The organism is Myxococcus virescens, assembly GCF_900101905.1.
Classification (GTDB): domain Bacteria; phylum Myxococcota; class Myxococcia; order Myxococcales; family Myxococcaceae; genus Myxococcus; species Myxococcus virescens.
Genome location: NZ_FNAJ01000003.1, coordinates 1 through 24730 on the forward strand (window position 1 = coordinate 1; position 24730 = coordinate 24730).

Consider the following 24730-nt stretch of genomic DNA (forward strand, 5'->3'; position numbering starts at 1 on the left):
CTGAAGCTGCCCCGGTTCCGCAGAGTGTCCCGGGCTATCGCCATCAGGCGGCAGCCCGGTACTTCTTTTCGTAGTTGGCGGGCGATTCGTAGTCGAGCGCGGAGTGCCGCCGGTGTGGATTGTACCAACCCTCGATGAATTCGAAGAGGGCCATCCGCGCCTCTGCCTGCGAGCGAAGACTACGACGGCCTAGCAGCTCGCATTCGAGCGTGGCGAAGAAGCTCTCGCACATGGCGTTATCGTAGGCATCCCCCACGCTGCCCATGGAGGGACGCACGCCGGCTTCCCGGCAGCGCAGTCCGAAGGCTACCGAGGTGTATTGGGTGCCCTGGTCCGAGTGGTGGATGACGCCAGTGGGGCGCCTTTGCCGCAAGGCCATCTCGAGCGCTTGCAGGACAAGCTCAGTTCGCAGGTGAGTAGCCATGGCCCAGCCGACGATTTTGCGGCTCCAGACATCCATCACCACGGCCAGGTAGAGGAATCCACCCCAGGTGGGCACGTACGTAATATCGGCGACCCAGACTTGGTCTGGCCCGGGCGCCTCGAATCGGCGGTCGACCAGGTCCGGAGCCGGACGCACCCGCTCGTCCCGTATCGTCGTGGTGCATGCTGTGCGTTGGCTCACCCCCTGTAGGTTGGCTGCACGCATCAGGCGCGCGACGCGTTTGCGGCCGATGCAGACGCCTTCGGCGGCCAGCTCCGCATGGATGCGGGGGGCCCCGTACGTCTGTCGGCTCCTGGCGTGAATGGCGCGGATGCGCTCAACCAGCTGGGCGTCGGCCACGGCGCGCTTGGAGGGCAGCCGCGTAAGCCAGGCATGATAGCCGCTCTCGGAGACGCCCAGCACCCGGCAGAGAGTGGAAACGGCGTGGACGGCCTGATTCGCCCTCACGAGTCGGTACGCCGCTTGGGCGTCGCCGCGGCCTCCTGAGCGAACCAGGCCGCAGCTTTTTTTAGGATATCGCGCTCCTCCCGCAGCGTGCGTACCTCGCGTCTCAGCTTCTCCAACTCAGCCTTCTCGTCCGCGCCGAGGCCGGGCTTGGGGGCACTGCTGGGAGTACCTCCTGAATGCTTGCTCCAGTTGCGGATGCTCTGCTCGGTACATCCGAACTCGGATGCCAGGCTCTTCAACGACCGGCCGGACCGGTGCAGCTCAACAATGCGTTGCCGGAACTCCGAGTCGTACGGGGGACGTGTCTTCGGCATCGTGGGGTCCTTTTCGCACAGCGAGTAGGACTCCGCGAAAACGGGGCAACTTCAACTGAGGGACCTTGAGCACCGCTTTGTGGTGGATCTCGTAAACGGCCTCGCGGACATCTATGCCCGCGTCAAGACTGGCAAGCTTGATCGGTCGGCATTCCAGGAAGCAGTCGAGGACCACTTCTTCGCCTTCGGCATCCGCCAGTTGAACAGGCGCAGCCTGCAGTACCTGACGAAGGTGGAGTTCATCTCGGAGCGCGGTGGCCCGGTGAACTTCGCCGCAGAGGCCGTCGAGTCGGTGCTCGGAACAGGTGCCAGCGCCCGCTCCATCTTCGAGTGGCGCAAGGCGGGCGGGCGCCCGAATCACGGCCATCGCGAACGGCGGCGGCAGCTACTCGAACGCCTCCTCTTCGTCGCGCATCTCCTCCAGTGGGTCACCCGACGAAGTGATTGGATCTTACTGCGGGAGGTGGAGATTCTGACTCGCTGGCGGCTGCGAAAGTTCCCCGATCGGCCACTGCCGAAGCCTCCACTGAACTAGGCCGAGTACGCAGCCGAGGACAGCAGCTCCGCCATGCGCAGTGGCGCGTGGTGCTACCGTCCGCATTGCTGCCACGCCAGGATCGGTCGCCAGTGAGAGCCAGCTCTGGAAAGAACCGCGCGCGCCCCGAAGAGACGCCCAGTGCGTGGGTATAAGAGCAAACGGGCGGCTGTAAGTCGGCGGCATGGCCGTGCGTGAGCGCCTGGGCGTCGGGATTCCTGCCCCCTTTGCTAGCTGCTCACCGGCGAGATACCGCAGCGGTAACGCGAGCAGAGAGCCCCAGCACGCGTGAGAACCGCCTCGCACGATCTGCGCCGCCCTCCCCGTTCACTCTTCTCCCAGGAGGCCAAATGCAGGTTCAGCTTCAAGAGCTGCGCGACGAGTGCCGCGCAGGCTTTCCCGAGCGACAGGACGTCATCGACGGCAGCCTTGCCGCCATTCTCTGCGGCGAGCACGTCCTCCTCCTCGGCCCACCGGGCACGGCGAAGTCCGCCCTCATCCGGGCCCTCGCGCGCGCCTTTGGCACTGTCCTCTTCGAGCGGCTTCTCACCCGGAGCTCCACCCCCGAGGAGATCCTCGGCCCCCTGTCTCTTCAGGCGCTCGACGAAGGCCGCGTCACCCACGTCACCACGGGAATGCTGCCCGAGGCCCTCTTCGCCCTCATGGACGAAATCTTCGCGGCCAGCAGCCCCGTGCTCAACCTCCTCCTCCCGCTGATGGACGAGCGCACCTTCGTCGACAACGGCGCCCCCGTGCACGTCCCCCTCGTCAGCATCTTCGGCGCCGCCACCGAGCTGTCCGAGAACACCGCACACGAGCACATCCTCGACCGCTTCCTCCTGCGGTTCGAGATGGACTACCTCCAGCGGCCCAGCAGCATGCGTGCCGTCCTCACCGCGCCAGAACCCGCCGCTTCCACCGTGTGGGGCATGGAGGCGCTGCGAGCCATGCAGGCGGACGCCTCCAACGTGAGGCTGACGGAAGACACTCTCGACGCAATCATCGTGCTGAGGAACGCATTGAAGGACGAGGGCGTGGTGATCTCCGACCGGCGGTGGAAGAAGTCGCTGCACCTGGTCCAGGCCGCCGCCTTCCTCGCGGGCGAGGCGCAAACCTGCCCCGAGGACCTCACGATTCTGGTGGACGTCCTCTGGCGCCATCCCCACGAGCGCCCCCGCCTGTCTCGCCTCGTGAACAAGCTGATCAACCCGGCGGTCTACGAGGCCAACGAGGTACTGGAGGACGGACGCGAAGCGGCGGCCAAGGCGCATGCCCTCAAGCAGCATCAGCATCGACGGTCCTACCTGGCCCAGGCAGCCCGGACGATGCTGATGCTGCGGGCGCAGGTGGAGATGCTGGCGCGCCTCTCCGAAACCGCCAGCAAGCGCGCCCGCGGCGTCATCGACGACGCCATCACCGAGCTGAACGAGCTGCACGCGGAGCTCGCACGCGACGTTCACGCCCACCAGGGCCTCAAGGTGCTCAAGTAGCTCCTTCTTCACCGCCTCGTCAGGCCCAGTTCCATGGGCACGCCGAGCAGCAACATCGCCATCTACTCCTTCTGGGGAGAGGGCTCCAGCAATCCTCGGGCTACTGCTTCCCTCCCGCTCAGCATCTGCACCTTGCAGCTTTGCCGGCGCCGGTATGGCGGGAGAAAGAAGCCATGCGGACGTTCTTGAGATGGGTCATCCAGTCGCGGCTGGCCCGTCGTCTTCTCGCTGCGGCACTGGCGGTCATCGTCGAGGAACTCGGCGCCGCTGACCGTTTCACCCGACGCGCGTACGGCAACAGCCCGTACGGCGACAGCGCGCACGAATGGTAGCTCAAGGAGTGGAGGGCGCCGGTCTCCATGACGGCGCCCTTCGTTTTTCACGCAGTCCCATCCTTCAAACCCAAGGAGGCCCATGATGGCGCAGCCATCTGATGATGAAGCTACGTCCGCAGGTTCACCGCGGGAGCCCGCCGAGGAGGCCGAGCAGCTCGTCAGCCTCGCGGCTGAGCTGTCACACCTCGGCGACGCGGTGAGCGCCGCCACTCTGCTGTCCCAGGCCGTGACCGAAGGAGCTCTCTCCACGGCCGAAGCCACCGTACAGGCGCCATCCGCCGTTACCGCTGTGTTGGGACTCGTGCACGCGCGCATCATGCAGCTGCGCCGCGTGCTGCATGGCGCCGAGGACCCGGCGGACATCCTCACGCCTCACAACGCCACCGGAGAGCCGCAGCCGGGGGACGACCCTGACGTGCGGCTGCGCCCGTGGCCCCCCTCGCAGCGCGCCGCGTTCCACGCCCAGCAGCAGGCGGCGGCCGAGCGGGACGAAGAGCGCGAGAAGCCCGCTCCCCGCCGAGAAGACTGACGCGACAACGCGCCCGATAGCAGTCAGCTCGCCCGGAGCGACAGGGGCCATTCGCTCCAGCACCGAGCGCGAGCTGCTTTTTTTGGTTTCGAGGTGGCCGGCGGGCCTTGACGGAAATCGGGCTCGGGATGAATTCTCTGTGGATGGGGCCGGGCCGAGCGAATCGCCTGCCCGCTCCCATATCGAGGGTCCGCCAAGGCGGGCCGTGGCTCTTCGGCGGCATGGCCGAACCCACGAACTCACCAGCGCGAGGGACGCTCCGGCTGACCTCGGCACGCGGCAGTTGAAGCTGACCGGGGGAGCCACACGCCTGCCCTTGCAGGGTGCCCCCTGAAAATCCGTCGGCCCCCGCGGTGCATCGCCGCGACCCAGCCGGACCGGCACCTCGCGATGGACGCGCCTGAGTGCCCGGGCGCGAATGTGGCGTCGTGTCTCATCAGAATGATGGAGCGGAAGCCCCCGCCCCCATCCCGGAGATGCTCACCGTGGAGGAAGCCGCGGCCTTCCTGCGGGTGAACCGCAAGACCTTCTACGAGGCCGTCCGCCTGGGCAGCATCCCGGGTGTCGTCCGGTTGGGTCGGGTCATCCGCATCAACAAAGCCGCCCTGATAGGTTGGGTCCAGGGTAACGGCGGTCCTGCGCTCGGAGAAAAGCGATGAGCGTGAGACTGCAGAAGTGGAATTCGAAGGAGGGCAAGGTGCAGGAGGCGTGGTGGGTGGACGTGAAGTTCCAGCACCCGGACGGGCGCGTGGAGCGCGTACGCAAGGCGTCCCCGGTGAACACCCGCCGGGGGGCCGAGCAGTACGAGCGGGAACTCCGCCAAGCCCTCCTCCACGGCACCTACGGAAAGGAGAAGAAGGAGGTTCCCACCCTGGAGCAGTTCCAGGAGCGGTTCCTCGAGCACGCACGAACGAACAACAAGGCCTCCACGGCGAAGAAGCAAGGTGGACATCCTGCGCAAGCACCTGGTCCCCGCCTTCGGCCACCTGAAGCTGGATCAGATCGATACCGCGCGAATCGAGGCGTTCAAGGCGCAGAAGGTGAAGGAGGGGCTCTCTCCAAGAAGAGCGTCAACAACCTGCTGACGGCCCTGCGCAAGCTCCTGGCCCTCGCCCAGGAGTTCGGCGAGCTCAACGCGGTGCCCAAGGTGGAGTGGCTCAAGGCGCCCAAGCCCGAAACCGACTTCCTCTCGTTCGAGGAGGCCGAAAGGCTGGAGGCGCTCGCGGAGCCCGGCCGGTGGAAGGCGATGATTACCCTCGCCCTCAACACCGGCCTGCGCATCGGCGAGCTGGCCGCGCTCTCGTGGGACTGCATGGACCTGGCCTCCGGGCGGCTGGTGGTGAAGCGCAACGTCTACCGGGGCCACCTCGGTACGCCGAAGGGCGGGCGCGAGCGGGAGGTGCCGCTCAATGAACGGGCGCTGAAAGCCCTCCGGGAGTACCCGCAGCGCATCGACTCGCCGTGGGTGTTCCCCCAGCGGGACGGGGGCTTCATCCGCAACCCGCAGCACACCTGTGCGGAGGCCATCCTCCGCAACGCCACGCGGGCGGACATCCGACCCATCGGGTGGCACACGCTGCGCCACACCTTCGCCAGTCACCTCGCCATGCGCGGAGTGCCGCTCAAGGCTGTCCAGGAGCTGATGGGGCACGCGACCATCGAGATGACGATGCGCTACGCCCACCTCAGCCCGGACGTGAAGGCGGACGCGGTACGGGCCCTCGACGTGCGCCCCAGGGGCACATTGGGGGCACATAGCCAGAAAGCCTGACCCGGAAAACGAAAAAACCCCCAAGTCCCAAGGACTTGGAGGCTTTTTCGGAGTGCCCAGGGCGGGATTCGAACCCGCACACCTTTCGGCGCCACCCCCTCAAGATGGTGTGTCTACCAGTTCCACCACCTGGGCGTTTGCTGCGGCGTCCATCTACCGGAGCTTTCTGATTCACGCAACGACAATCTCAACCGCTGCGTGAATCAGATTCTTCCTACTACGAACCACGTACCGCGAACGACTACTGCGCCGGAGCCGGCTCCTGCGTCGCAGGAGCGGACTCACCCGTCGCCGGGTTGCCACCACCCTCGGCGGGCGGAGTCGACTGCTCGCCGCGCGGCTGCTCCATGCTGCCCGGCGCCGCGTCACCCGAGGTCGCCGGGGCAGACTGCGCCGGAGGCGAAGCCACCGAGCCACCCGCCGCCACCGAGGAGCGCAGCCCCACGAAGGACAGGCCGAGCGAGCTGAAGAAGAAGAGCGCCGCGAAGACGCCGGTCAGCTTGCTGAGGAACGTCACCGCACCCCGGCCGCCGAAGGCGCTCGTGGCGGCACCACCGCCCAGCGCGGAGCCCATACCGGCGTCCTTACCCGGCTGGAGCAGAATGACGAAGATCATGAACACGCACACCAGGACGTGCACGATCGTGACGAAGGTCAGCATGTGGACTCTTTCAGACGTTCCGTGAAAAGGAGGCGCACCCTACACCAAAGTGGTGAACGGGTGACAACATCTTCCGCCCGCCCCCAGGATCAACTCTAAGTGGCCGCCTTGACGATGGCCGCGAAGTCGCCCGCCTTCAGGCTCGCGCCCCCGACAAGCGCCCCATCAACATCCGGCTGGCCCAGCAATTCCGCGGCGTTGTCCGGCTTCACGCTGCCGCCGTACTGGATGCGCACCCGCCCGGCCGTCTCCCCATCATACAGGCGCTCGACCAGGCCCCGGATCGCCGCGTGGACCTCCTGCGCCTGCGCCGCCGTGGCGTTGCGCCCCGTCCCAATGGCCCACACCGGCTCGTAGGCCAGCACGAAGCCCGCCACGTCCTTGACCCCGAAGCCCTCCAGCGCCCCTCGCACCTGACGCTCCACCACCGCCAGCGTCTGGTTCGCCTCGCGCTCGGCCAGCGTCTCGCCCACGCAGATGATGGGCGTCATCCCCGCCGCGCGGACCGCCTTCGCCCGCTTGTTCACCTGCTCGTCCGTGTCCCCGAAGAGCTGCCGGCGCTCGGAGTGCCCCACGATGACGTAGGCGCACCCCAGCTCGGCCAGCATCGGCGCGGAAATCTCACCCGTGAAGGCGCCCGAGGACTCCCAGTGACAGTTCTGCGCCGCCAGCGCCAGCGGCGCGCCTTCCAGCGCGACATGCAGCGGCTGCAACGCCACGAACGGCGGCGCCACCACCACCTCCACGGTGTCCCCCAGGGAAGCCACCTGCCCTCGCAGGTCGCGCACCAGGGCCAGCGCCTCCGGTACCGACTTGTTCATCTTCCAGTTGCCAGCAACGATCTTCCGACGACGCGCGGTGGCCATGGTGTCCCCCAGGGGTGTGTGGTGTGTCGGACGCGGAGCCTACCGCGTCTCCAGCGCCTTGATGCCCGGCAAGTCGCGTCCTTCCAGGAATTCCAAGGACGCACCTCCACCAGTGGACACATGGCTCATCTTGTCCGCGAAGCCCATCTGCTCCACGGCCGCCGCGCTGTCCCCGCCGCCGATGACGGTGGTGGCCTGCGTGTTGATGGCCATGGCCGCGGCGACGGAGCGGGTGCCCTCGGCGAACTTGGGGACCTCGAACAGGCCCATGGGCCCGTTCCACACCACCGTCCTCGCATCGCGGATGTGCTGCGCGAAGATGGCGCGCGTCTTGGGACCGATGTCCAGGCCCATCATGTCCGGCGGAATCGCGTTGTCCGGCGTCTCCGTGGCGGGGCTGTTCTCCGTGGGCTCGGTGCCCACGATGTGGTCCACCGGCAGGACCAGCTGCGTCTTGAACCGGTGCGCCGCCTCCAGCAGGCGCGTGGCCAGCGACAGCTTGTCACCCTCGACGCGGGACTTGCCCACCTCGACGCCCTGCGCCTTCAGGAAGGTGTACGCCATGGCGCCACCGATGAGCAGCGCGTCCACCTTGGGCAGCAGGCTCTCGATGACCTTGATCTTATCGCTCACCTTCGAGCCACCCAGGATGGCCACGAAGGGCTTGTCCGGGTTCTTGAGCACCTTACCCAGGTACTCGATTTCCTTCCGCATCAGGAAGCCGGCCGCCTTCTCCTTCACGAAGGGCACCATGCCCGCGGTGGACGCGTGGGCGCGGTGGGCGGTGCCGAAGGCGTCGTTGACATAGACGTCCGCCAGCGCCGCCAGCTCGCGGGCGAACGTCTCGTCGTTGGCCTCCTCTTCCTTGTGGAAGCGGAGGTTCTCCAGGACGACCACCTGGCCTTCCTTGAGCTCCTTCACCTGCTTCTTCACGCCGTCACCGACGCAGTCGTCGGTGAGGATGACTTCGTGCTTGCCGCCGAGCAGCTCGGCGAGCCGCACGGCAACAGGCTCCAGCGACAACTTCGGGTCCGGTCCCTTGGGGCGGCCGAGGTGGGAGGCCAGGATGACCTTCCCGCCCATTTCGAGCGCGCGCCGGATGGTGGGCATCGCCTCGCGGATGCGGGTGTCGTCGGTCACGCGCCGTCCTTCCATCGGGACGTTGAAGTCCACGCGGATGAAGACGCGCTTCCCGGTCAGCTGCAGATCATCGATGTAACGGATCATCTCGGTCCTTCTCTCTCGGTGCCCTGAACGCCCTTGGGACTAGATGCCCTTGGAGACGAGGAACTTCGCCGTGTCCACCATGCGGTTGGAGAAGCCCCACTCGTTGTCGTACCAGGCCATGACCTTGAGCAGGTTGTCGCCCATCACGAAGCAGTTGGTGGAGTCGAAGATGGCCGAGTGCGGGTTGCCGTTGTAGTCCACCGACACCGTCTGCGCGTCGCTGAACTCCAGCACGCCCTTGAGCGGGCCTTCGGCGGCCTTGCGGAAGGCCTCGATGACGGCCTCGGCGGTGACCTTCTTCTCGGTGTTCACCGTCAGGTCCACCAGGGACACGTTCGGGGTCGGCACGCGGACGGCCAGGCCGTGCATCTTGCCCTTGAGCTGCGGAATCACCTCACCAATGGCCTTCGCGGCGCCGGTGCTGGTGGGAATCATGGAGAGCGCGGCGGCGCGGGCGCGGCGCATGTCCTCGTGGGTGAGGTCCAGGATGCGCTGGTCGTTGGTGTAGCTGTGGACCGTGGTCATCAGGCCCTTCTCGATGCCGAAGTTGTCCACCAGCACCTTGGCGATGGGCGCCAGGCAGTTGGTGGTGCAAGAGGCGTTCGAGATGACGTGGTGCTTGGCCGGGTCGTACTCGTTGTGGTTGATGCCGTAAGCGATGGTGATGTCCGGGCCCTTGGCCGGGGCGGAGATGATGACCTTCTTCGCGCCCGCCTTCAGGTGCTTCTCCGCCGCGTCACGCGCGGTGAAGCGGCCGGTGCACTCCAGCACCACGTCCACATTCAGGCTCTTCCAGGGCAGCAGCGTCGGGTCCTTCTCCGCGGTGACGGTGATCTCCTTGCCGTCCACCACGATGCCCTTCTCCGTCGCCTTCACCTCACCCGGCCAGGTGCGGTGCACGGAGTCGTACTTGAACAGGTGCGCCAGCGCCGCGGGCTTGTCGAGGTCGTTGATGGCGACAATCTCGAGGTCTTCCTTGCGGCTGAGCACCGCGCGGAGGATGCAGCGACCGATGCGGCCAAAACCATTGATGGCAATCCGGGTAGCCATGTTCGTCGTCTCCTTGAGCAGTGGGTGCCAGGCACCCACGGGTCGTCACGTCAAAATCGAGGGCGGCCGACCGTAGGCATCGCGACCGGCCGAGTCAACGCCCGGCGACATCCCCGCGACGACGCGCACGCCGAAGCTGAACAATCACCCCGAGCAACAGCCAGACGGCGGTGCCCGTTCCCCCACCCGCCCCGCAGCCACAGCCGGAATCTCCCAGCGGATAGAACTGCGGCAGCACCCCCACCACAAGGGGCTCGGGTTCAGGCTCCGGCTCGGGCTCCGGTGGCGGGTGCGGGTCCACGCCCCGCGCCGCCACACAGGCGGTGAGCAGGCTCGCGGCGCCGGATTCCTCGGCCGGCGGCGGGGGCAGCTCCGTGAGCAGGCCCGCCTGCACCAGGAACGAGGACATGAGCCCGGCGCGCTGCACCGGACTGACGATGCCCTCGAAAGGCACGCCCAGCAGCAGCACCCGCCCGTTGGGCGCCGACATCACGCCCGCCGCCAGGTCTGTTCCCAGATAGCGAAGCACGGATGTGCCACCCGACGCGGGCGTCAGCACGTCCGTCACGCCCACCGCGTAGCCGCCCCGCGTGCCGTCATCCAGCGCCACCCCGGTGAGCTGGGCCAGCCAGTCGCCCGGCATGCCCTCCACGGTGAATGGGGGCGTTCCGCTGCCCGGCGCCGCGCGAAGAATGTCCGCCAGGAAGGCCTGGTCCTCCGCCGAGCCCACGGCCAGCGCCGACGTCACGTGGCTGCCCGACAGGAGGAGGTGCCCCCCCTGCATCACGAACCCGCGCAGGGCGTCCTGCTCCTCACGGGTAGGACGGGCCCCTCCCGCCCCACCCCGGCCGGTGAACCAGTCCACCAGCCGGTACGGCGCGCCCACCGTCACCAGGTTCGCCGCCACCGCCGCGCGCGTCGCGCTGTCGAAGGCGGTGCCCGCGTGCGCCAGCGCGGCGCCGTGGCGGCGCACGTAGGTGCCGTCGTTCATCGTCTCCACCAGCAAGCGGACAGGCGCCTGGAGGTCATAGGCGTCCAGCGGCTCGGCGCACGCCTGGGAGGCATCCAGCCGCTCGAAGCCGTTGACCACCAGCACCGGGGACTCCGCGCCGCCTGGCGTCCGAACGCCCACGGTGACGGACGGGAAGCCCTCGCCGCCCGCGTTGTGCGCGGCCACGCGGAAGTAGCGCACGGTGCCCGGCGCCAGCGTGGTGCGGAAGGACGTGCCCGCTTCATCCGTGCCGTCATCCCAGCCCAGCCCGTCCGCGCTCTGGTAGACGCGGTAACCCGTGGGCGCGTCACGGCCCTCCTCGTCCGGGTTGGCCGGCGGCGCCGCCCAGCGGAACTCCACCGTGCCGCCGCTGCCGTTGAGCGCGGCCACCGACTCGGGCGCCTCGGGCGGCAGGACGACAGGCACGCTGTCCCGGGCCGCGTAGTACTTGATGAGTCCCTGGAGGATGGCGCGCGCGGCCACCCGGCGGAACGCGGGCTCCTTCAGCCGGTTCGAATCCGTCACGTTGTCGTGGTAGGCGACCTCCAGCAGCACGGACGGCATCTCGTTGTTGTGCGTGGGGTTCACCTCGCCCAGGTTCGCCGAGCGCAGGTTGCGCACCCGCCAGCTCGGGTCCACCTCGCGGCGCATGTCCTGCGCCAGCTCGTCCAGCAGCGCCCGCGCCAGCACGTCACTGCCCGGAAAGCCGGTGAAGTTGAGCGTGCCGTCCACCGGGTTGGGCCCGTACACGTAGGCCTCCGTCCCCGACACGTTGCCCGTGGTGGACGCGTTGGTGTGCCACGCCACGTACACCGCGTCCTCGCCCTCCTCGTGCAGCCACGCGGCGAAGCGCGGACGGGCGGTGACGTCCGCGTTGCGCTCGTTGGTCAGCGCGTTGGCCCCCGTGGGCGCGTACACCGTGAAGGGCGCGCCGCTGAACTGCACGTGGTAGCGCGCGGACTCCTCGTAGCGGGGCCGCGCCAGGGGCGCCATCGCCGCGTCACCGATGACGCCGCTGCCACCGCCGAAGCGCACCGCGTCCAGCGACAGCGTGCCGCCCTCCGCGGTGTCGTTCAGCGCCACCACCGCGCCGGACTCCGGGTGCTGCCCCGCCTTGAAATAGAAGCGCCCCAGCAGCACCCACGTCCCGCCGTGACGGCGCTGGTTGACGCGGAAGTGGCTCTCACCGCCCGCGTGCTTCACCACGTAGTGCGCATCCGGCGCGCGCGTGGGGTCGGCCGCGTAGGAGACGTAGACGTGATAGCTGCCCTCCGCGGGAATCTCCGGCGTCCATGTCGCGCTCGCGGTGGCGCTGCGCGCGGAGGCCATCACCCGCGTCGTGCCCAACGAGAAGGGCTCCACCGCGTTGCCCATGGGTGTCGGCGGTGTGCCCCAGCCGGGCTGAGCGGAGGACTCGAAGACGTCGCCGTCCTCCGAATAGCCGGCCTGCCCGTCGTCGACGATGGCCATGTGTCCGTTGAGGTCCGGCTCCCGCAGGGGCACCACGGTGGCGCCGGCGCCCGTCAGCATGGGCAGCAGGTACTGGTTGAGGACCTCGGCGGAGATGAGGTCCTCCACCACGGCCCAGGTGTTCGGCCGCTGCGTGGCCCAGCGGTTCAGCGGCGCGCTGCGCGTGAAGCCGTGGCCCGGGCTCAGGTACACCACCTTGCCGGAGAGCGCGCCCGTGCGCTGCCGCGTCTGCGGCACGCCCGACTTCGTCCCGGAAGCCCCCGTCCGGAGCTCGCGCCGGACGACCGGCGGCTCCGCGGCGGACAGGCGGCGCGTCTCATGCGGACGGGGCCCGGGCATCGGCACGTACTCCACGCCCGGCGGCTCCAGGCCACACGCCCCTTCATCCAGTGCAGGGTCGTGCGCGGCGTGGGGCTCGGCGCGGGCCAGGGAGGAAGTCAACAACAGCGCGAGAAGTGCGCCACCCAGACGGACACGAAGAGAGTAGGAAGGGGCATTCACAGGGTCGGACCATACCCCTTCACGACGAAGGGGCAATCCGTCCCGCGGGTGTTAGCCTCCCCCGCGCTTTCGCCATCGATGAACGCACCTCCCCGGCCACCCTCGTCCTTCCCTCCCCGTCACGGTTCGGGGCTGCTCGCCTCCTTCGGTCACGCGTGGGCGGGGCTCATCCACACCGTCATCTACCAGCGCAACATGCGCATCCACCTCATCGCCGCCGTGCTGGTGGGGCTGGTGGGCAGCGGCATCGCGCTGGGGCTCGCAGAGAAGGTGACGCTCATCTTCTGCGTCCTGCTCATCTTCTTCGCGGAAATCCTCAACAGCGCGCTGGAGCACCTGGTGGACCTGGCCGTCCAGCAGTTCGACGAGAAGGCCCGGCTGGCCAAGGACGCGGCCGCCGCGGGCGTGCTGGTGCTCGCGCTGGGCACGGTGGTCATCTTCGCCGCCATCCTGGTGCACAACTGGGACACGGTGCGCACGAGCACCGACGCCATCATCCGCCAGGTGGCGCTGGGGCTGCCGCTGACGGCCTGCATCCTGGTGCTGGTGCTGCCGCAGCGCCGTCCCGCGTGGGTGGATGTGGCCGCCTTCACCGCGGGCGGCGTGCTGATGGCGCTCCAGGCCACGCAGACGGCCAGCAGCGTCTTCAGCGCCCTCACCGCGGGTCTGCTCTTTGTCGCCGGCGCGGCTGCGTACCAGCGGAGGCGGGAGCAGCGGGCGCCCCGCGCCTGACTTCCCAATCAGTCGAAACGAAAAGACCGGCCAGGGCCGGTCCTTTCACCACCTCGCTGCCTCCACACGCGGGCGGGCGCCCCGGAAACCCGTCCGGAGCCCGCGCGCCCGCGGGGAGAACCTGATGCGAGCCTCAGGCGTGCGGGCGACGCTCCGGGGCCTGCTCCTGCGCCGCCTGGACGGCTGTCGCCTTCTCGCCCTCCTTGATGTCCGTCGTCACCAGCTCGAGCAGCTCCGTGGCGATGCCAATCACCTGCTGCGGGGTGTAGCCGCTCGCGCGCAGCTGGTTGAAGAACGTGCGCGCCAGGATCCGGGTGCCCTTTTGATCGGTGCTCAAGGTCAGTGCCTCCATAAAGAACGCGGCCGGGAAGGAGCGACGCCGCCTAATCACGAGACAGCCCTGTTTCAACCCCCGTGCCAGTCGTTCTCTTCCTCACGGATTCCTCAACATTTCCCAAGGGTTGAAGTAGACCAGGGCCCCGAACGGCCCTGGAGGGCAGTGCGAACGCGCTTGCGCAGTCCTCGGCGGTACGGGGGATTGGCGTGAGGGGGTGCATCAGCGGGTTCGCACCCGGATTTCAAGGGCTTGCAATCTTTCAACAGGGCGGCGAGATACGCGCCCCACCAGGAGCGGATGCGATGGCGTATCGGGTGAACAACATCGGGCTGTGGCTGGACGAGCCAGAGGAGCTGCTCGGTCAGCGCGCCGCGGAGAAGTTGGGCGTCACCCGCTCCGACCTCGCGTCCGTGCGGGTGGTGCGCTCCGTGCTGGACGCGCGGAAGAAGGGCAGCCCGCGCTACATCTACACGCTGGAGGTGGAGCTGGCCCGGGGCAAGAAGCCGGCGAAGCTGCCACCGGACGTGGGTGAGACGCCCCCTCCTCCCGAAGCGCTGGGCCCGGTGAAGGCGCCGGAGCAGTGGCCCATCATCATCGGCACGGGCCCCGCGGGGCTCTTCGCCGCGCTGGGCCTGCTGGAGCGCGGGGTTCGCAGCATCCTGCTGGAGCGGGGCCGCGAGGTCGTGTCGCGCCGCAAGGACGTGGCGAAGCTCATGCGCGACGGGACGCTGGACCCCGAAAGCAACATGAACTTCGGCGAGGGCGGCGCGGGCGCGTACACGGACGGCAAGCTGTCCACGCGCATCAACCACCCCATGGTGCGCAAGGTCATCGAGGCCTTCGCCCGCTACGGCGCGCCGGACCACATCCTCATCGAGGGCAAGCCGCACATCGGCTCGGACCTGCTGCCCGGCGCGGTGGCGAAGCTGCGCGAGGAGCTCATCGCCGGCGGCTGCGAGGTCCACTTCAGCACGCGCGTGGACGACCTGCTCTACAAGGACGGCCACATCGCGGGCGTGAAGCTGTCCGACGGACGCACGCTGGAGAGCAACCGCGTCATCCTGGCCCCCGGCAACTCCGCGCGCGAGCTTTACGAGCGCTTCGCCGCCGACGGCCGGGTGATTGTGGAGGCCAAGCCCTTCGCCCTGGGCTTCCGCGCCGAGCACCCGCAGACGCTCATCAACAGCATCCAGTACGGCAACGCGGCCAAGAACCCGCGCCTGCCCCCGGCGGACTACAAGCTGGCGGAGAACCTGGAGGTGGACGGCGAGGTGCGCGGCGTCTTCTCGTTCTGCATGTGCCCCGGCGGCATCGTGGTGCCCACGCCCACGCAGGACGGGCTCCAGTGCACCAACGGCATGAGCAACTCGCGGCGCAACGCGCGCTACGCCAACTCGGGCATCGTCGTGTCCGTGTCCGTGGCGGACTTCGAGCGCGAGGGCTTCCGCGGGCCGCTGGCGGGCCTGGAGTTCCAGCGCCACTGGGAGAGCAAGGCGTATGAGCTGGGCGGAGGCCGCTTCTACGCGCCGGCCCAGACGATTCCGGACTACCTGGCCGGGCGCGTGAAGAAGGACCCGGGCGGCACCAGCTACCGTCCCGGCCTGGCGCACACGGACCTCAACCAACTCTTCCCGGAGCGGCTCACCGAGGCGCTGAAGCAGGCCCTGCGCACCTTCGAGCGGAAGATGCGCGGCTTCATCAGCGAGGAGGGCAAGCTCATCGGCATCGAGAGCCGCACGTCCTCACCGGTGCGCATCACCCGCGGCGAGGACCTGCAGTCGGTGTCCATGAAGGGCCTCTACCCGGCGGGCGAGGGCTGCGGCTATGCGGGCGGCATCGTGTCGTCCGCCGTTGATGGATTGCGCGTCGCTGAGCAGATTGCCACCGAACTGTCCTGACGGACGGCCGGGAGGAGGGCTCATGGGATACGTCGTGCGGACGCCAGAGGGCGAGCTGGTCTACCCCAGCCTGCTGGATGTGGAGCGGGCCTACGTCCAGGGGCTGGTGGACGCGGAGGACGAAGTCCGGGAGGAGACCGCCACCACCTGGCGCAAGGCGGCGAGCATCCCCGTTCTTGCCCAGGCGAAACCCGCGCGCTCAGGGGCATTGCAGCGGGGGCAGGTGCTTCGCGTGGCGGCCGTGGTGCTGCTGAGCGCGCTGGCCCTGTCCCTGGTGTTCCGCGACGAATTGCGGCTGCGCGGCATCGGCATCGTCCTGGCGCTGGCGGCCAGCACGCTGCTCTTCCAGGTCACCACCAAGGCCTTCAAGCGCCCGCCCAGCGGGGGCTGAAGCAACGGGGCGACGGCGCACGGGCCCGCCCGCCCGGCCGCCCCCCGACGTGGCGCTCTGGGACGGGCAGCCATCCGCGGGCCAGCACCCCATGTTCTTCCCTGGCAGCACGCCCCGGGCGCCGGTGCCCTCGGGTCGCCGCGAGAGGAGAACCCACCGTGCTCAGCACCTATCTGTCCCGCGACGCCGCCCGCCGACTGCGCCATGGCGCGCCATGGGTGCGCCGGGAAGACATCATCTCCATGGAAGGCACGCCGCAGCCCGGAGAGCCCGTACAGCTTCGGGACGAGGACGGTTCGGTGCTGGGCCTGGGAGATGTGGATTTAGAGGCGTCCTACGCGGTGCGGCGGCTCGGCCAGCCGGACGAGGTGGTGGAGGGACTCATCCCGCGCCATCTCCGCCGCGCCTTCGAGCGGCGGGCACGGCTGGTGGACGACCCGCGCTTCTGCCGCGTCGTCAACGATGACGGGGACGGCCTGCCCGGCCTCATCGTGGACCGCTACGACACGCACTTCGTGGTGCAGACGCTCACGCGTGCCATGGACGCGCGCATCGAGGAGCTGACGCGCGCGCTGGTGGAGGTGGCGGGCGCGGGCGCGGTGCTGCTGCGCAACGACACCCCTCGCCGCAAGGCGCTGGGCCTGCCCACGCAGCGCCCCCATGTCCTGTACGGCACCCCACCCCGCTGGTGCCGGCTGCTGGAGATGGGGGCCCGCTTCACCGTGGACCTCACGTACGGCCAGGGCACGGGCTACGCGTATGACCAGCGCGAGGTCCGCCGCTTCGTGGCCCGCATGTCCCAGGGCTCGCGCGTGCTGGACGCCAGCTGCAACGTGGGAGGGCTCTTCGTCCACGCGGGGGTGCACGGGGCCCGGCACATCCTCGCCTTCGACGCCGACGCAGACGCCGCGGACCTGGCGCGTGAGAACGCGGAGGCCAACGGCCTGCTGGGCCGGGTGATGGTGGAGACGGGCAAGCCCCTCCAGGCCCTCCGTGCGGTGCGAGACACCTTCGACCTCGTCCTCCTGGACACACCGGCCGTGGCGACCGACGAGGAATTCGTGGAGTTGCTGCGTCACGCGCTTCGCAGGACGCGCCACGGTGGCTGGTTGATGGTCACCGGGTACCATCCACCCCTCCCCCAGGACGGCTTTGACGACCTGGTGGCCACCGCCTGCGAGGGCGAGGCCCGGATTGCCACCCGGCTGGCCCGCCCGGGCCTGCCGCCGGACCACCCGACCCTGGCCGGCTCCCACGGGGCCGAGCACCTCCACGCGATGGCGTTGGAAGTCAGCTGAAGCGGTCCACCCGCGCGGCCGATGGAGTGCTAGTGTCCGCCGCCGCAATGACCAACGAAAACGTGCCCGAGTCCGCGCCCCCCGCCCAGGAAGGTTCCGTGGAGACCGTCCGCAAGGTGTATGCGGCCGACCTGCGGGAGAAGGACCGCGTCCATACCGTCTTCCGCGTCACCAAGAAGGAGAAGGTGACCGCCCGCAGTGGCAAGGTGTTCGTCGCCGCCACGCTCGTCGACAAGAGTGGCGAGGTGGACGCGCGCATCTTCGACAAGGTCGACGCGCTCGAGCCCGTCTTCCAGCCGGGCGACTTCGTGCTCGTCCAGGGCAACGTCATCCAGTTCCACGGCCGCACCCAGGTCGTCGTCGAGGCCCTGGAGCGCCTGGAACCCGAGCCCCTGGACCCCAAGGAGTTCGAGCCGCCCCCGGCCCCGCCCGCCGCCGAGGCGAAGCCCGCGCCGGAGGCCAAGGCCGCCCCGGAAGCCAAGGCTGAGAAGCCCGAGAAGGCCGACAAGGGCGAGGCCCGCGGCAACGAGGGCCCGGGTGGCGCGCGCGCCGCCGGCCTCATCCGGGAGATGGTCACCGAGCGCATCGGCGACACCTTCGTGAAGCAGCTGCTGCTGGCCTTCCTGGACGACCCGAAGATTGCGGCCGGCCTGCCGGTGGCCCAGGGCGTCCGGGGCACGCACCACGCGTGGCGTGGCGGACTGGCGGAGCACATCCTGTCGGTGATGCGGCTGACGCTCCGCGTGGCGGACCAGTACCCCATGGCGGACCGCGACCTGCTGCTGGCCGGCGCGCTGTTGCAGCAGGTGCTGAAGGCGGCGGACGCCTCCGAGTCCTCCGACGAGGGCCGGCTGGTGGGCAACCTCGTCCTGACGGCGCAGAAGCTGCGCGAGAAGGCGCTGGCCATCCCCGGCTTCCCGCCGCTCCTGGAGCAGCACCTCACGCACCTGGTCATCTCCCAGCACGGCGACGCGCAGCACGGCAGCCCGAAGTCGCCGGTGACGCTGGAAGCGCAGATCATCCACTCGCTGGAGTCGCTGGACGCGCGCATCGCCTCGTGGCTGGAGGCCATGCAGCGCGACTCGCACGACAAGTGGACGGACGTGGTGCGCCCCTACGAGCGCCAGCTGTGGAAGGGCCCCTCGCCCACCTCGCGGGGCCGCGCCCCGGTGGAGGGCGGTGGCCGCCGCAAGGGCCGCGAGGAGAAGCGCAAGGCCCGGGCGGAGAAGCAGCAGCAGCCGGGCACCCCGGCCGAGGGCGCCCCGCAGCAGGAGCAGGCCCAGCGCCCGCCCCGCAAGGAGCGTCCGCCCCGCGAGGAGCGCGCGCGTGAGGAGCGTCCGCGTGAGGAGCGCCCGCCCCGTCCGCCCCGCGAGGAGCGTCCGCCGCGTGACGCGAGCTCGCTGCCCAAGGAGCTGACCTTCAAGCCGTTCAGCGCGCTGACGTCGTTACCGTCCGATTCCGGCAACAAGGGCGGTGAGGGTTCCTCGGAGAGCTGAGGCAGCACATGGCGAAGAGGTTGGGAGAGCGCCTCATCGAGGCGGGACTCGTCAACGCCGGGGCCGTGGAACAGGCCCTGGAGCACCAGAAAATCACCGGCCACAAGGTCGGTGATTGTCTGGTGGAGCTGGGACTGCTCCAGGAAGCGGCGCTGCTGCGCTTCCTGGCGGCGGAGTTCCAGACGCGCTTCGTCAGCGCGGACAAGCTGGCGAAGGCGCGCATCGCCACCGAGGTGCTGGACCGGCTTCCGGTGCGCCTGGCCGAGGCGCAGAACGTGCTGCCGCTGGCGGTGGACCCGGAGCGCAAACTGCTCTCCGTGGTCGCCGCCGAGCCGCAGAACAAGTCGCTGATGGACGAGATTGCCCTCGTCACGGGCATGTCGGAGGTCTACGCATACGTGGGCCTGCGCAGCGCCATCTCCGCCGCCATCCGCAAGCACTACTACGGAGATCCCACCGCCTTCGCCGCGCTGCTGGAAGGCGCCAACGCCCAGGGCCAGGCCCCGGCCGCGCCGTCCCGCACGGGCGCCCCGGAGCACGGACGCACCTACGCGGGCAGCGCCACCGGGACGGGCGCGGGCAACCGTGGCGGACTCAGCCTCAACTTCCGCGTGGAGACGGACGCGCGGATGCGGCTGCAACGCGGCAGCAGCACCGGCACCCCCGCGGTCCGCCCGTCCACCCAGCGGCGCGAGCCCGGCGGGCCGCGCGGGCTGGTGAGCGACAGCGACTACGTGGAGACGCTGGGCATCATGGTCGGCCTGCTGGAGCAGGACCGGCAGCGCCACCGCGGGCACTCCGCGCAGCTGGCGCGGCAGGCCGGCATCGTGGGCCAGCGCATGGGCATGCCCCACAAGGAGCTGGCCGCGCTGACCATCGCCGCCTACCTGCACGACCTGGGCAAGCCGGCGGAGCGGCACTTCTCGCTGGCGAGCAACGCCGTCAACCCGGAGTGGAAGGCACAGGCGAAGCTGGCCTGCCGCATCCCCACCCGCATGTTCGAGACGGTGCACCTGCCCGCGCAGACGAACACCATCCTCGCGCAGATGTACGAAGCCTGGGACGGCTCCGGCACGCCCCAGGGCGCCAAGGGCGAGGACATCACCCTGGGCGCGCGCATCCTCGCCGCGGTGGACAGCTTCCTGGAGCTGACGAAGAACCCGGGCAATGCCCTGGGCCGCGTGCTGCTCAAGGAGCAGGCCCTGGAGCACCTGCGCAAGTACGCGGGCGTGCTCTATGACCCGGTGGTGGCGGACATCGTCATCCAGCTCCAGAGCGGTGAGCTGCTGCGCCACCGGTTGGAGAGCGAAGGCCGCCAGGTGCTCGTGGTGGAGCCGGACGAGACGGCGCGCGGCGAGCTGCTGGAGGCGGTGCTGAAGCAGGGCCTGGTGGCGCACGCGCTGTCCACCGTCGAGGGCGCGCAGGACGGACTGGCGCGGCAGGACTGCGACGTGCTGGTCGTGAGCCTGCGGCTGGGGCTGCAGGACGTGACGGACCTGCTGGCGCAGGCCCGCTCGGCGCCGGAGACGGCGGGTCTGCCCATCGCGGTGGTGGGCGAGCCCGACAATGCCACGCGAGAGCGCCTGCTCATGGCGGGCGCCACGGACGTGCTGTCGCCCGCGGACAAGCCCGCCATCGCGAAGACGGTGCAGGCCCTCTACGACGACCGGGTTCAACACAATGGCCCGGGGCGCGTGGTGCGCGGCAGCTTCGACGAGCTCCCCCCGCGCGAGCTGCTGCGCACGCTGGGCGGTGGCCACAAGAGCGGCCGGCTCAACCTGCGCCAGCACACGCTGGAGGGCTACCTGCACCTGGAGCGGGGCCGCGTCGTCTTCGCGTCCTTCGGTGGTCACTCAGGCGAGCCCGCGCTACAGGCGCTGCTGAAGCTGAAGCAGGCGGACTTCCAGTACGACCCGGACGCGTTGCTGCTGGACGTGCCGCAGATGGACCAGGACCTCGCGGCCCTGGCCGGCGGCCTCAACGCAGGTTGAGGTTGAAGAGGGCGGCGGCGTTGGCGGTGGTGACCGCGGCCACCTCCTCCAGCGTCACGCCCTTGAGCTCGGCGACCTTCTTCGCCGTCTCCACCACGTGCGAGGGCTGGTTCTTCCGCCCCCGGTGCGGCACCGGCGCCAGGTACGGGCTGTCCGTCTCCACCATCAGCCTGTCCAACGGCGCGAAGCGCACCGCGTCCTGGAGCGCCTCCGTCTTCTTGTAGGTGATGACGCCCGACAGCGACAGTAGGAAGCCCCGGTCCAGGTAGCGCCGGGCCGCGTCCGTGTCGCCGGTGAAGCAGTGGATGACGCCCTTCGCTACGCCCGTCTCGCCGAGGATGGCGTCACAGTCGTCATGCGCGTCGCGCACGTGCACCACCAGCGGCTTGCCCAGCCGGAGCGCCAGCGCGCACTGCCGCCGGAAGACCTCCGCCTGCGCCTCACGCGGTGAGTGCTCGTAGTAGTAGTCCAGGCCCGCCTCCCCCACCGCCCGGACCTCGGGACGCGCGCAGGTGCGCTCCAGCGTGGCCAGGTCCTCCTCGGTGGCCCGAGCGGCCTCGTGCGGGTGGATGCCCAACGTGGGCGACAGGAACTCCGGGTGCGCCGCCGCCACCTCCAGCGCGTTGCCCCAGTTGCCCGGGCCGTGGAACTGCCCCACCACGACGGCATGGACCAGCCCCGCCGCGCGAGCCGCGTCGAGCACGGCCACGACGTCCGGGTAGTCCTTCACCTCGAGGTGACAATGGGCGTCGACGAATCTCATGGCTCCTCCTGCAACAGCTCTTCCAGTTCGGCGCGGGCCTCCGGTGAGGGAAAGGTACTCACCGCGTTGCGGACGGCCTCACGCGCCTCCGCCCCGCCCAGGCGCCACAGCCCGTCAGCGGCGTCCAATCGGCTGTCCTCGGAGGCCTGCGCGTCCTGGAGCAGCCCGACCAGCCAGGGCAGCGCCCGCGCATCGCCCAGCCGGCCCAGGCCTCTCGCGGCCGCGCCCCGGCAGGGGTCCTTCACGTCGTCCAGGACTTCCTTCAGCCGCTCCAGCGCGCCGGGCATCTTCACCTCGCCGCAGAGCTCCACGGCCAGGGCCCGGTCCGGGCTCCACCGCTTCTTCGCCATCCGCTGGATGAGGTACGCCGAGCCGTCCGAATCGCCCAGCTTCGCCAGCACCCCGGCGGCCTGCGTCTTGTCGAAGGCGGGCAGGAGCCACCGGCCGAACAGCTTCTTCACCTGGGGCAGCGCGCGCGCGTCCCCCAGCTCCGCCAGCGCCCCCAGGGCCCGGAAGCGCAGCAGGTCCGCGTCCAGCGCCTCCAGCAACACCTCCAGCCCCGCGGCGTGATGGAGGCTGGCGATGCCGCGTGCCGCCTCGAAGCGGACCTCGAAGGTGCCGTCCTCCAGCATGGAGGCCAGCGCCCCACGCAGCTCCGGCCGGGCCAGGTCCGCCAACCGGCCGGTGGCCTCCAGGCGAATCTGCCACTCCTCGTCCCGAAGCCGGGCGATGAGCAGATCCGGCAGCTCCTCCGGAGGCACCACCACGGAGGCCAGGCTCACCCCCGCGCGGCGCACCTCCACCTGCTTGTCCGCCAGCAGCCGGGGGAGCGCCTCGAGGAACTCGGCGGCGTGCTCGGGGACCTCCGACGCGAGGTGATAGAGCTGGAGCGCGGCTTCCGTCCTGAACGCCGGGCGCTTCTCGCGCTCCAGCGTCAGGAGGGCCCGGTCCCGGTCGGCACGCCAGTCCGTCACCTCACTTCACCTCGCTGCCAGGGGCCACATCGCCCGGGTCGAGCAGCGACAGTTCCTTGCCGCCCGGCCCTGCCGTCAGGAGCATTCCGCGCGACTCGATGCCCTTGAGCTTGCGCGGCTTGAGGTTGGCCACCACCACCACGTTGCGCCCGGTGAGCGCCTCGGGAGCGAAGGCCTCCGCGATGCCGGAGACGATGGTGCGCGGGCTCCCCTCGCCCACGTCCACCGTGAGCTTGAGCAGCTTGTCCGCCTTCTGGACCTTCTCCGCGGCCAGCACCTTGCCGGCCTTCAGCACCACCTTGGCGAAGTCGTCGTACTCGATTTCACCCGACGACTCGGCCGCGCCAGCGCTCGGAGCCGCCGCCTGCGTCGCGGCGGGAGCCTCGGCGGGCTTCTTCTCCGCCTTGGCGCCCTTGGCCGGCCTGGCCTCCGCGGCCTGCGGCGCAGCGGCGCCTTCCGGCAGCTTGATGATGGCGTTGACGCGCTCCTCCTCCAGCCGCGGCAGCAGCGGCTCGGGCGTGCCAATGGGACGGCTGCGATCCAACAGCGGGTACTTCGCGCCCTCCAGGGCCTGGAACGTCAGCGGCTCCGCGCCGAGCTGGGCGAAGAGCTTCTCCGACAGGCGCGGCGTCACCGGGGCGAGCAGCGCGCCCAGGAGGTAGGCCACGTCCGCGGCGTCGGACAGGTCCGCGCGAGCGACCTCCGCGTCCTTCTTCACCTGGGCCCACGGCGCGGCCGTCTGGAGGAAGCCGTTGGCGGCCGAGGCAATCTCGGTGATGACGCGGATGGCGGACCGGTACTCCAGCTTGTCGAACGCGTCGCGAACCTCCGGCACGCGGGCGAGCGCGGCCTCCACCAACTCGCGGCCCGGGCCCTCGGCACGGCCGGGCGCGAGACGCTTCTCCAGCGGACCGGCCAGCAGCGACAGGGCGCGGTTGGCCAGGTTGCCCACGTTGTTGACCAGCTCGCCGTTCACGCGCTGGCGGAAGTCCTTGAGGTTGAGGTCCAGGTCCTCCACGCCCGGGCCCAGGTTGGCCGCGTAGAAGTAGCGCAGGTAGCTGGGGTCCAACTGGTCCAGGTAGTCGCGCACCGGCACCATGGTGCCGCGTGTCTTCGACATCTTCTCGCCGTTCAACATCAGGTGGCCGTGGACCTTGATTTCGCTGGGCATGTGGAAGCCCGCGACGTTGAGCACGGCCGGCCAGAACAGCGCGTGGAAGTAGACGATGTCCTTGCCGATGAAGTGGATGATGCGGGTGTCGGCGTCCGCGCTCCAGTAGTCCAGTGCGCTCTTTGCCTTACCCGTCTCCTTCGCCCACTTCTCCGTGGTGGCGATGTACCCGATGGGCGCATCCAGCCAGACGTAGAAGTACTTGTCCGTCTCACCCGGAATGGCGAAGCCGAAGTACGGCCCATCGCGGCTGATGTCCCAGTCCGACAGGCCCTTCTCGAAGAAGCCCTGGAGCTGGGTCGCCAGGCCCGGATGGATGAAGCCCGGCTTGCGCAGCACGTCCTGGAGGAAGTCCGCGTGCCGCGACAGCTTGAAGAACAAGTGTTCGGAGTGCTTCCGGACCGGCGGCGTGCCACACAGGGCACAGCGCGCGTCGATGAGGTCCGTGGGGTCGTAGGCCTTGCCGCACTTCTCACAGGCATCGCCGTACTGGTCGGAAGCCTTGCAGTTGGGGCAGGTCCCCTTGATGAAGCGGTCCGGCAGGAAGCGGCGGTCGTTCTCGCAGTAGGTCTGCTCGATGTTCCGGCGCTCGATGTCGCCCTTCTCCTTCAGCCGCCCGTAGATGAGCTCCGCGTACTGGCGGTTCTCCGGCGAGTTGGTGGAGTGGAAGTAGTCGAAGCGGACATCGAGGTCGTGGAAGTCCCGCTGGTGCTCCTCGTGGAAGCGGGCGATGAACTCCTCGGGCTTGAGGCCCTGCTTCGCCGCGTTCAGCTCGATGGGCGTGCCGTGGGTGTCATCGGCACAGAAGTAGACGACGTCCCTACCGCACGAGCGGAGGAAACGAACGTAGATGTCGGTCTGCACGTACTCGACGGCGTGGCCGATGTGGAGCGGGCCGTTCGCGTAGGGCAGCGCGCTGGTGACGAGGGTTCTCTCAGCCATGGATTCTCCTGAGGGCGGCGGACCTTAGCCGCTCGGATGGCCGAGGTCATCGACGGCGTGAGGACCGCGGGCACGAATGCGCCACGGAGCCGGAGATGTTATCGA

Annotated in this window: 22 protein-coding genes and 1 tRNA gene; 12 read left to right on the top strand and 11 right to left on the bottom strand. The window is 69.4% G+C overall.

The window, feature by feature from the left end; translation table 11 throughout:
• Positions 1-43 precede the first annotated feature (43 nt).
• Positions 44-1206 (bottom strand): IS3 family transposase gene (locus BLU09_RS10315; RefSeq protein ID WP_090488796.1). Its coding sequence is split into 2 segments (ribosomal slippage): positions 44-957 and positions 957-1206, totalling 1164 coding nucleotides; the frame shifts between segments, so codons are not numbered across the junction.
• Between the two features lie 82 nt (positions 1207-1288).
• Between BLU09_RS10315 and BLU09_RS10320 the strand changes: the two genes are divergently transcribed.
• The 6 genes from BLU09_RS10320 (at position 1289) to BLU09_RS40070 (ending at position 5866) form a co-directional block, all read left to right on the top strand.
• Positions 1289-1741 (top strand): hypothetical protein, encoded by a 453-nt coding sequence (locus BLU09_RS10320; protein WP_143043124.1) that lies wholly within the window; start codon positions 1289-1291, stop codon positions 1739-1741.
• Positions 1742-2091: 350 nt separating this feature from the next.
• Positions 2092-3231: an AAA family ATPase gene (locus tag BLU09_RS10325; protein ID WP_090488802.1), complete on the top strand. Its 1140-nt coding sequence runs from the start codon at positions 2092-2094 to the stop codon at positions 3229-3231.
• A 173-nt stretch (positions 3232-3404) separates the two neighbouring features.
• Positions 3405-3563, top strand: coding sequence for a hypothetical protein (locus BLU09_RS38725; RefSeq protein WP_167371067.1), 159 nt, complete (start codon positions 3405-3407; stop codon positions 3561-3563).
• An 85-nt stretch (positions 3564-3648) separates the two neighbouring features.
• Entirely contained in the window at positions 3649-4095 is a 447-nt protein-coding gene (locus BLU09_RS10330) for a hypothetical protein (protein ID WP_143043125.1), read from the top strand.
• A 428-nt stretch (positions 4096-4523) separates the two neighbouring features.
• A complete protein-coding gene (locus BLU09_RS10335) occupies positions 4524-4754 on the top strand; it encodes a helix-turn-helix domain-containing protein (protein WP_306440778.1) in 231 nt (76 codons plus the stop codon).
• Positions 4751-5866, top strand: coding sequence for a tyrosine-type recombinase/integrase (locus BLU09_RS40070; protein WP_373284014.1), 1116 nt, complete (start codon positions 4751-4753; stop codon positions 5864-5866). Before BLU09_RS10335 ends, BLU09_RS40070 begins: the two co-directional genes overlap by 4 nt.
• Before the next feature lie 53 nt (positions 5867-5919).
• Here the strand turns inward: BLU09_RS40070 and BLU09_RS10345 are convergent.
• The 6 genes from BLU09_RS10345 to BLU09_RS10370 form a co-directional block, all read right to left on the bottom strand.
• Positions 5920-6001 (bottom strand) — tRNA-Leu (locus tag BLU09_RS10345).
• A gap of 106 nt (positions 6002-6107) precedes the next feature.
• Positions 6108-6527 (bottom strand): preprotein translocase subunit SecG, encoded by a 420-nt coding sequence (gene secG / locus BLU09_RS10350; RefSeq protein WP_090488808.1) that lies wholly within the window; start codon positions 6525-6527, stop codon positions 6108-6110.
• A 95-nt stretch (positions 6528-6622) separates the two neighbouring features.
• On the bottom strand, positions 6623-7393 hold the full coding sequence (tpiA, locus tag BLU09_RS10355; RefSeq protein ID WP_090488810.1) for a triose-phosphate isomerase: 771 nt from the start codon (positions 7391-7393) through the stop codon (positions 6623-6625).
• 39 nt (positions 7394-7432) lie between these two features.
• Positions 7433-8620 (bottom strand): phosphoglycerate kinase, encoded by a 1188-nt coding sequence (locus tag BLU09_RS10360; RefSeq protein WP_090488812.1) that lies wholly within the window; start codon positions 8618-8620, stop codon positions 7433-7435.
• A gap of 39 nt (positions 8621-8659) precedes the next feature.
• A complete protein-coding gene (gap, locus tag BLU09_RS10365) occupies positions 8660-9670 on the bottom strand; it encodes a type I glyceraldehyde-3-phosphate dehydrogenase (protein WP_090488814.1) in 1011 nt (336 codons plus the stop codon).
• A gap of 94 nt (positions 9671-9764) precedes the next feature.
• On the bottom strand, positions 9765-12632 hold the full coding sequence (locus tag BLU09_RS10370) for a golvesin C-terminal-like domain-containing protein (RefSeq protein WP_090488816.1): 2868 nt from the start codon (positions 12630-12632) through the stop codon (positions 9765-9767).
• A gap of 78 nt (positions 12633-12710) precedes the next feature.
• Between BLU09_RS10370 and mprA the strand changes: the two genes are divergently transcribed.
• Positions 12711-13364 carry an MprA protease, GlyGly-CTERM protein-sorting domain-containing form gene (gene mprA, locus BLU09_RS10375; RefSeq protein ID WP_090488818.1) on the top strand — a complete coding sequence of 218 codons (654 nt, stop codon included), beginning with the start codon at positions 12711-12713 and terminating at the stop codon, positions 13362-13364.
• A gap of 133 nt (positions 13365-13497) precedes the next feature.
• Here mprA and BLU09_RS10380 read toward each other — a convergent pair whose 3' ends face one another.
• On the bottom strand, positions 13498-13701 hold the full coding sequence (locus tag BLU09_RS10380; protein WP_244171607.1) for a hypothetical protein: 204 nt from the start codon (positions 13699-13701) through the stop codon (positions 13498-13500).
• 302 nt (positions 13702-14003) lie between these two features.
• Between BLU09_RS10380 and BLU09_RS10385 the strand changes: the two genes are divergently transcribed.
• The 5 genes from BLU09_RS10385 to BLU09_RS10405 all read left to right on the top strand — a co-directional run bounded on the left by BLU09_RS10385 (position 14004) and on the right by BLU09_RS10405 (position 20775).
• Positions 14004-15599 carry an NAD(P)/FAD-dependent oxidoreductase gene (locus tag BLU09_RS10385; RefSeq protein WP_090488822.1) on the top strand — a complete coding sequence of 532 codons (1596 nt, stop codon included), beginning with the start codon at positions 14004-14006 and terminating at the stop codon, positions 15597-15599.
• A gap of 22 nt (positions 15600-15621) precedes the next feature.
• On the top strand, positions 15622-15990 hold the full coding sequence (locus BLU09_RS10390; RefSeq protein WP_090488824.1) for a hypothetical protein: 369 nt from the start codon (positions 15622-15624) through the stop codon (positions 15988-15990).
• 158 nt (positions 15991-16148) lie between these two features.
• Positions 16149-17288, top strand: a complete 1140-nt coding sequence (locus tag BLU09_RS10395; protein ID WP_090488826.1) for a class I SAM-dependent rRNA methyltransferase — start codon at positions 16149-16151, stop codon at positions 17286-17288.
• A gap of 47 nt (positions 17289-17335) precedes the next feature.
• On the top strand, positions 17336-18784 hold the full coding sequence (locus BLU09_RS10400) for an OB-fold nucleic acid binding domain-containing protein (RefSeq protein WP_090488828.1): 1449 nt from the start codon (positions 17336-17338) through the stop codon (positions 18782-18784).
• 8 nt (positions 18785-18792) lie between these two features.
• Positions 18793-20775 carry an HD domain-containing phosphohydrolase gene (locus BLU09_RS10405; RefSeq protein WP_090488830.1) on the top strand — a complete coding sequence of 661 codons (1983 nt, stop codon included), beginning with the start codon at positions 18793-18795 and terminating at the stop codon, positions 20773-20775.
• Here BLU09_RS10405 and BLU09_RS10410 read toward each other — a convergent pair.
• From BLU09_RS10410 to metG, 3 genes are read right to left on the bottom strand one after another with little or no spacing between them, the layout of a single operon-like run.
• Positions 20762-21538 carry a TatD family hydrolase gene (locus BLU09_RS10410; protein WP_090488832.1) on the bottom strand — a complete coding sequence of 259 codons (777 nt, stop codon included), beginning with the start codon at positions 21536-21538 and terminating at the stop codon, positions 20762-20764. The two genes, BLU09_RS10405 and BLU09_RS10410, sit on opposite strands and share 14 nt — an antisense overlap.
• Entirely contained in the window at positions 21535-22512 is a 978-nt protein-coding gene (locus BLU09_RS10415; RefSeq protein WP_090488834.1) for a HEAT repeat domain-containing protein, read from the bottom strand. Before BLU09_RS10415 ends, BLU09_RS10410 begins: the two co-directional genes overlap by 4 nt.
• A 1-nt stretch (position 22513) precedes the next feature.
• A complete protein-coding gene (metG, locus tag BLU09_RS10420) occupies positions 22514-24625 on the bottom strand; it encodes a methionine--tRNA ligase (protein ID WP_090488836.1) in 2112 nt (703 codons plus the stop codon).
• Positions 24626-24730: the final 105 nt, after the last annotated feature.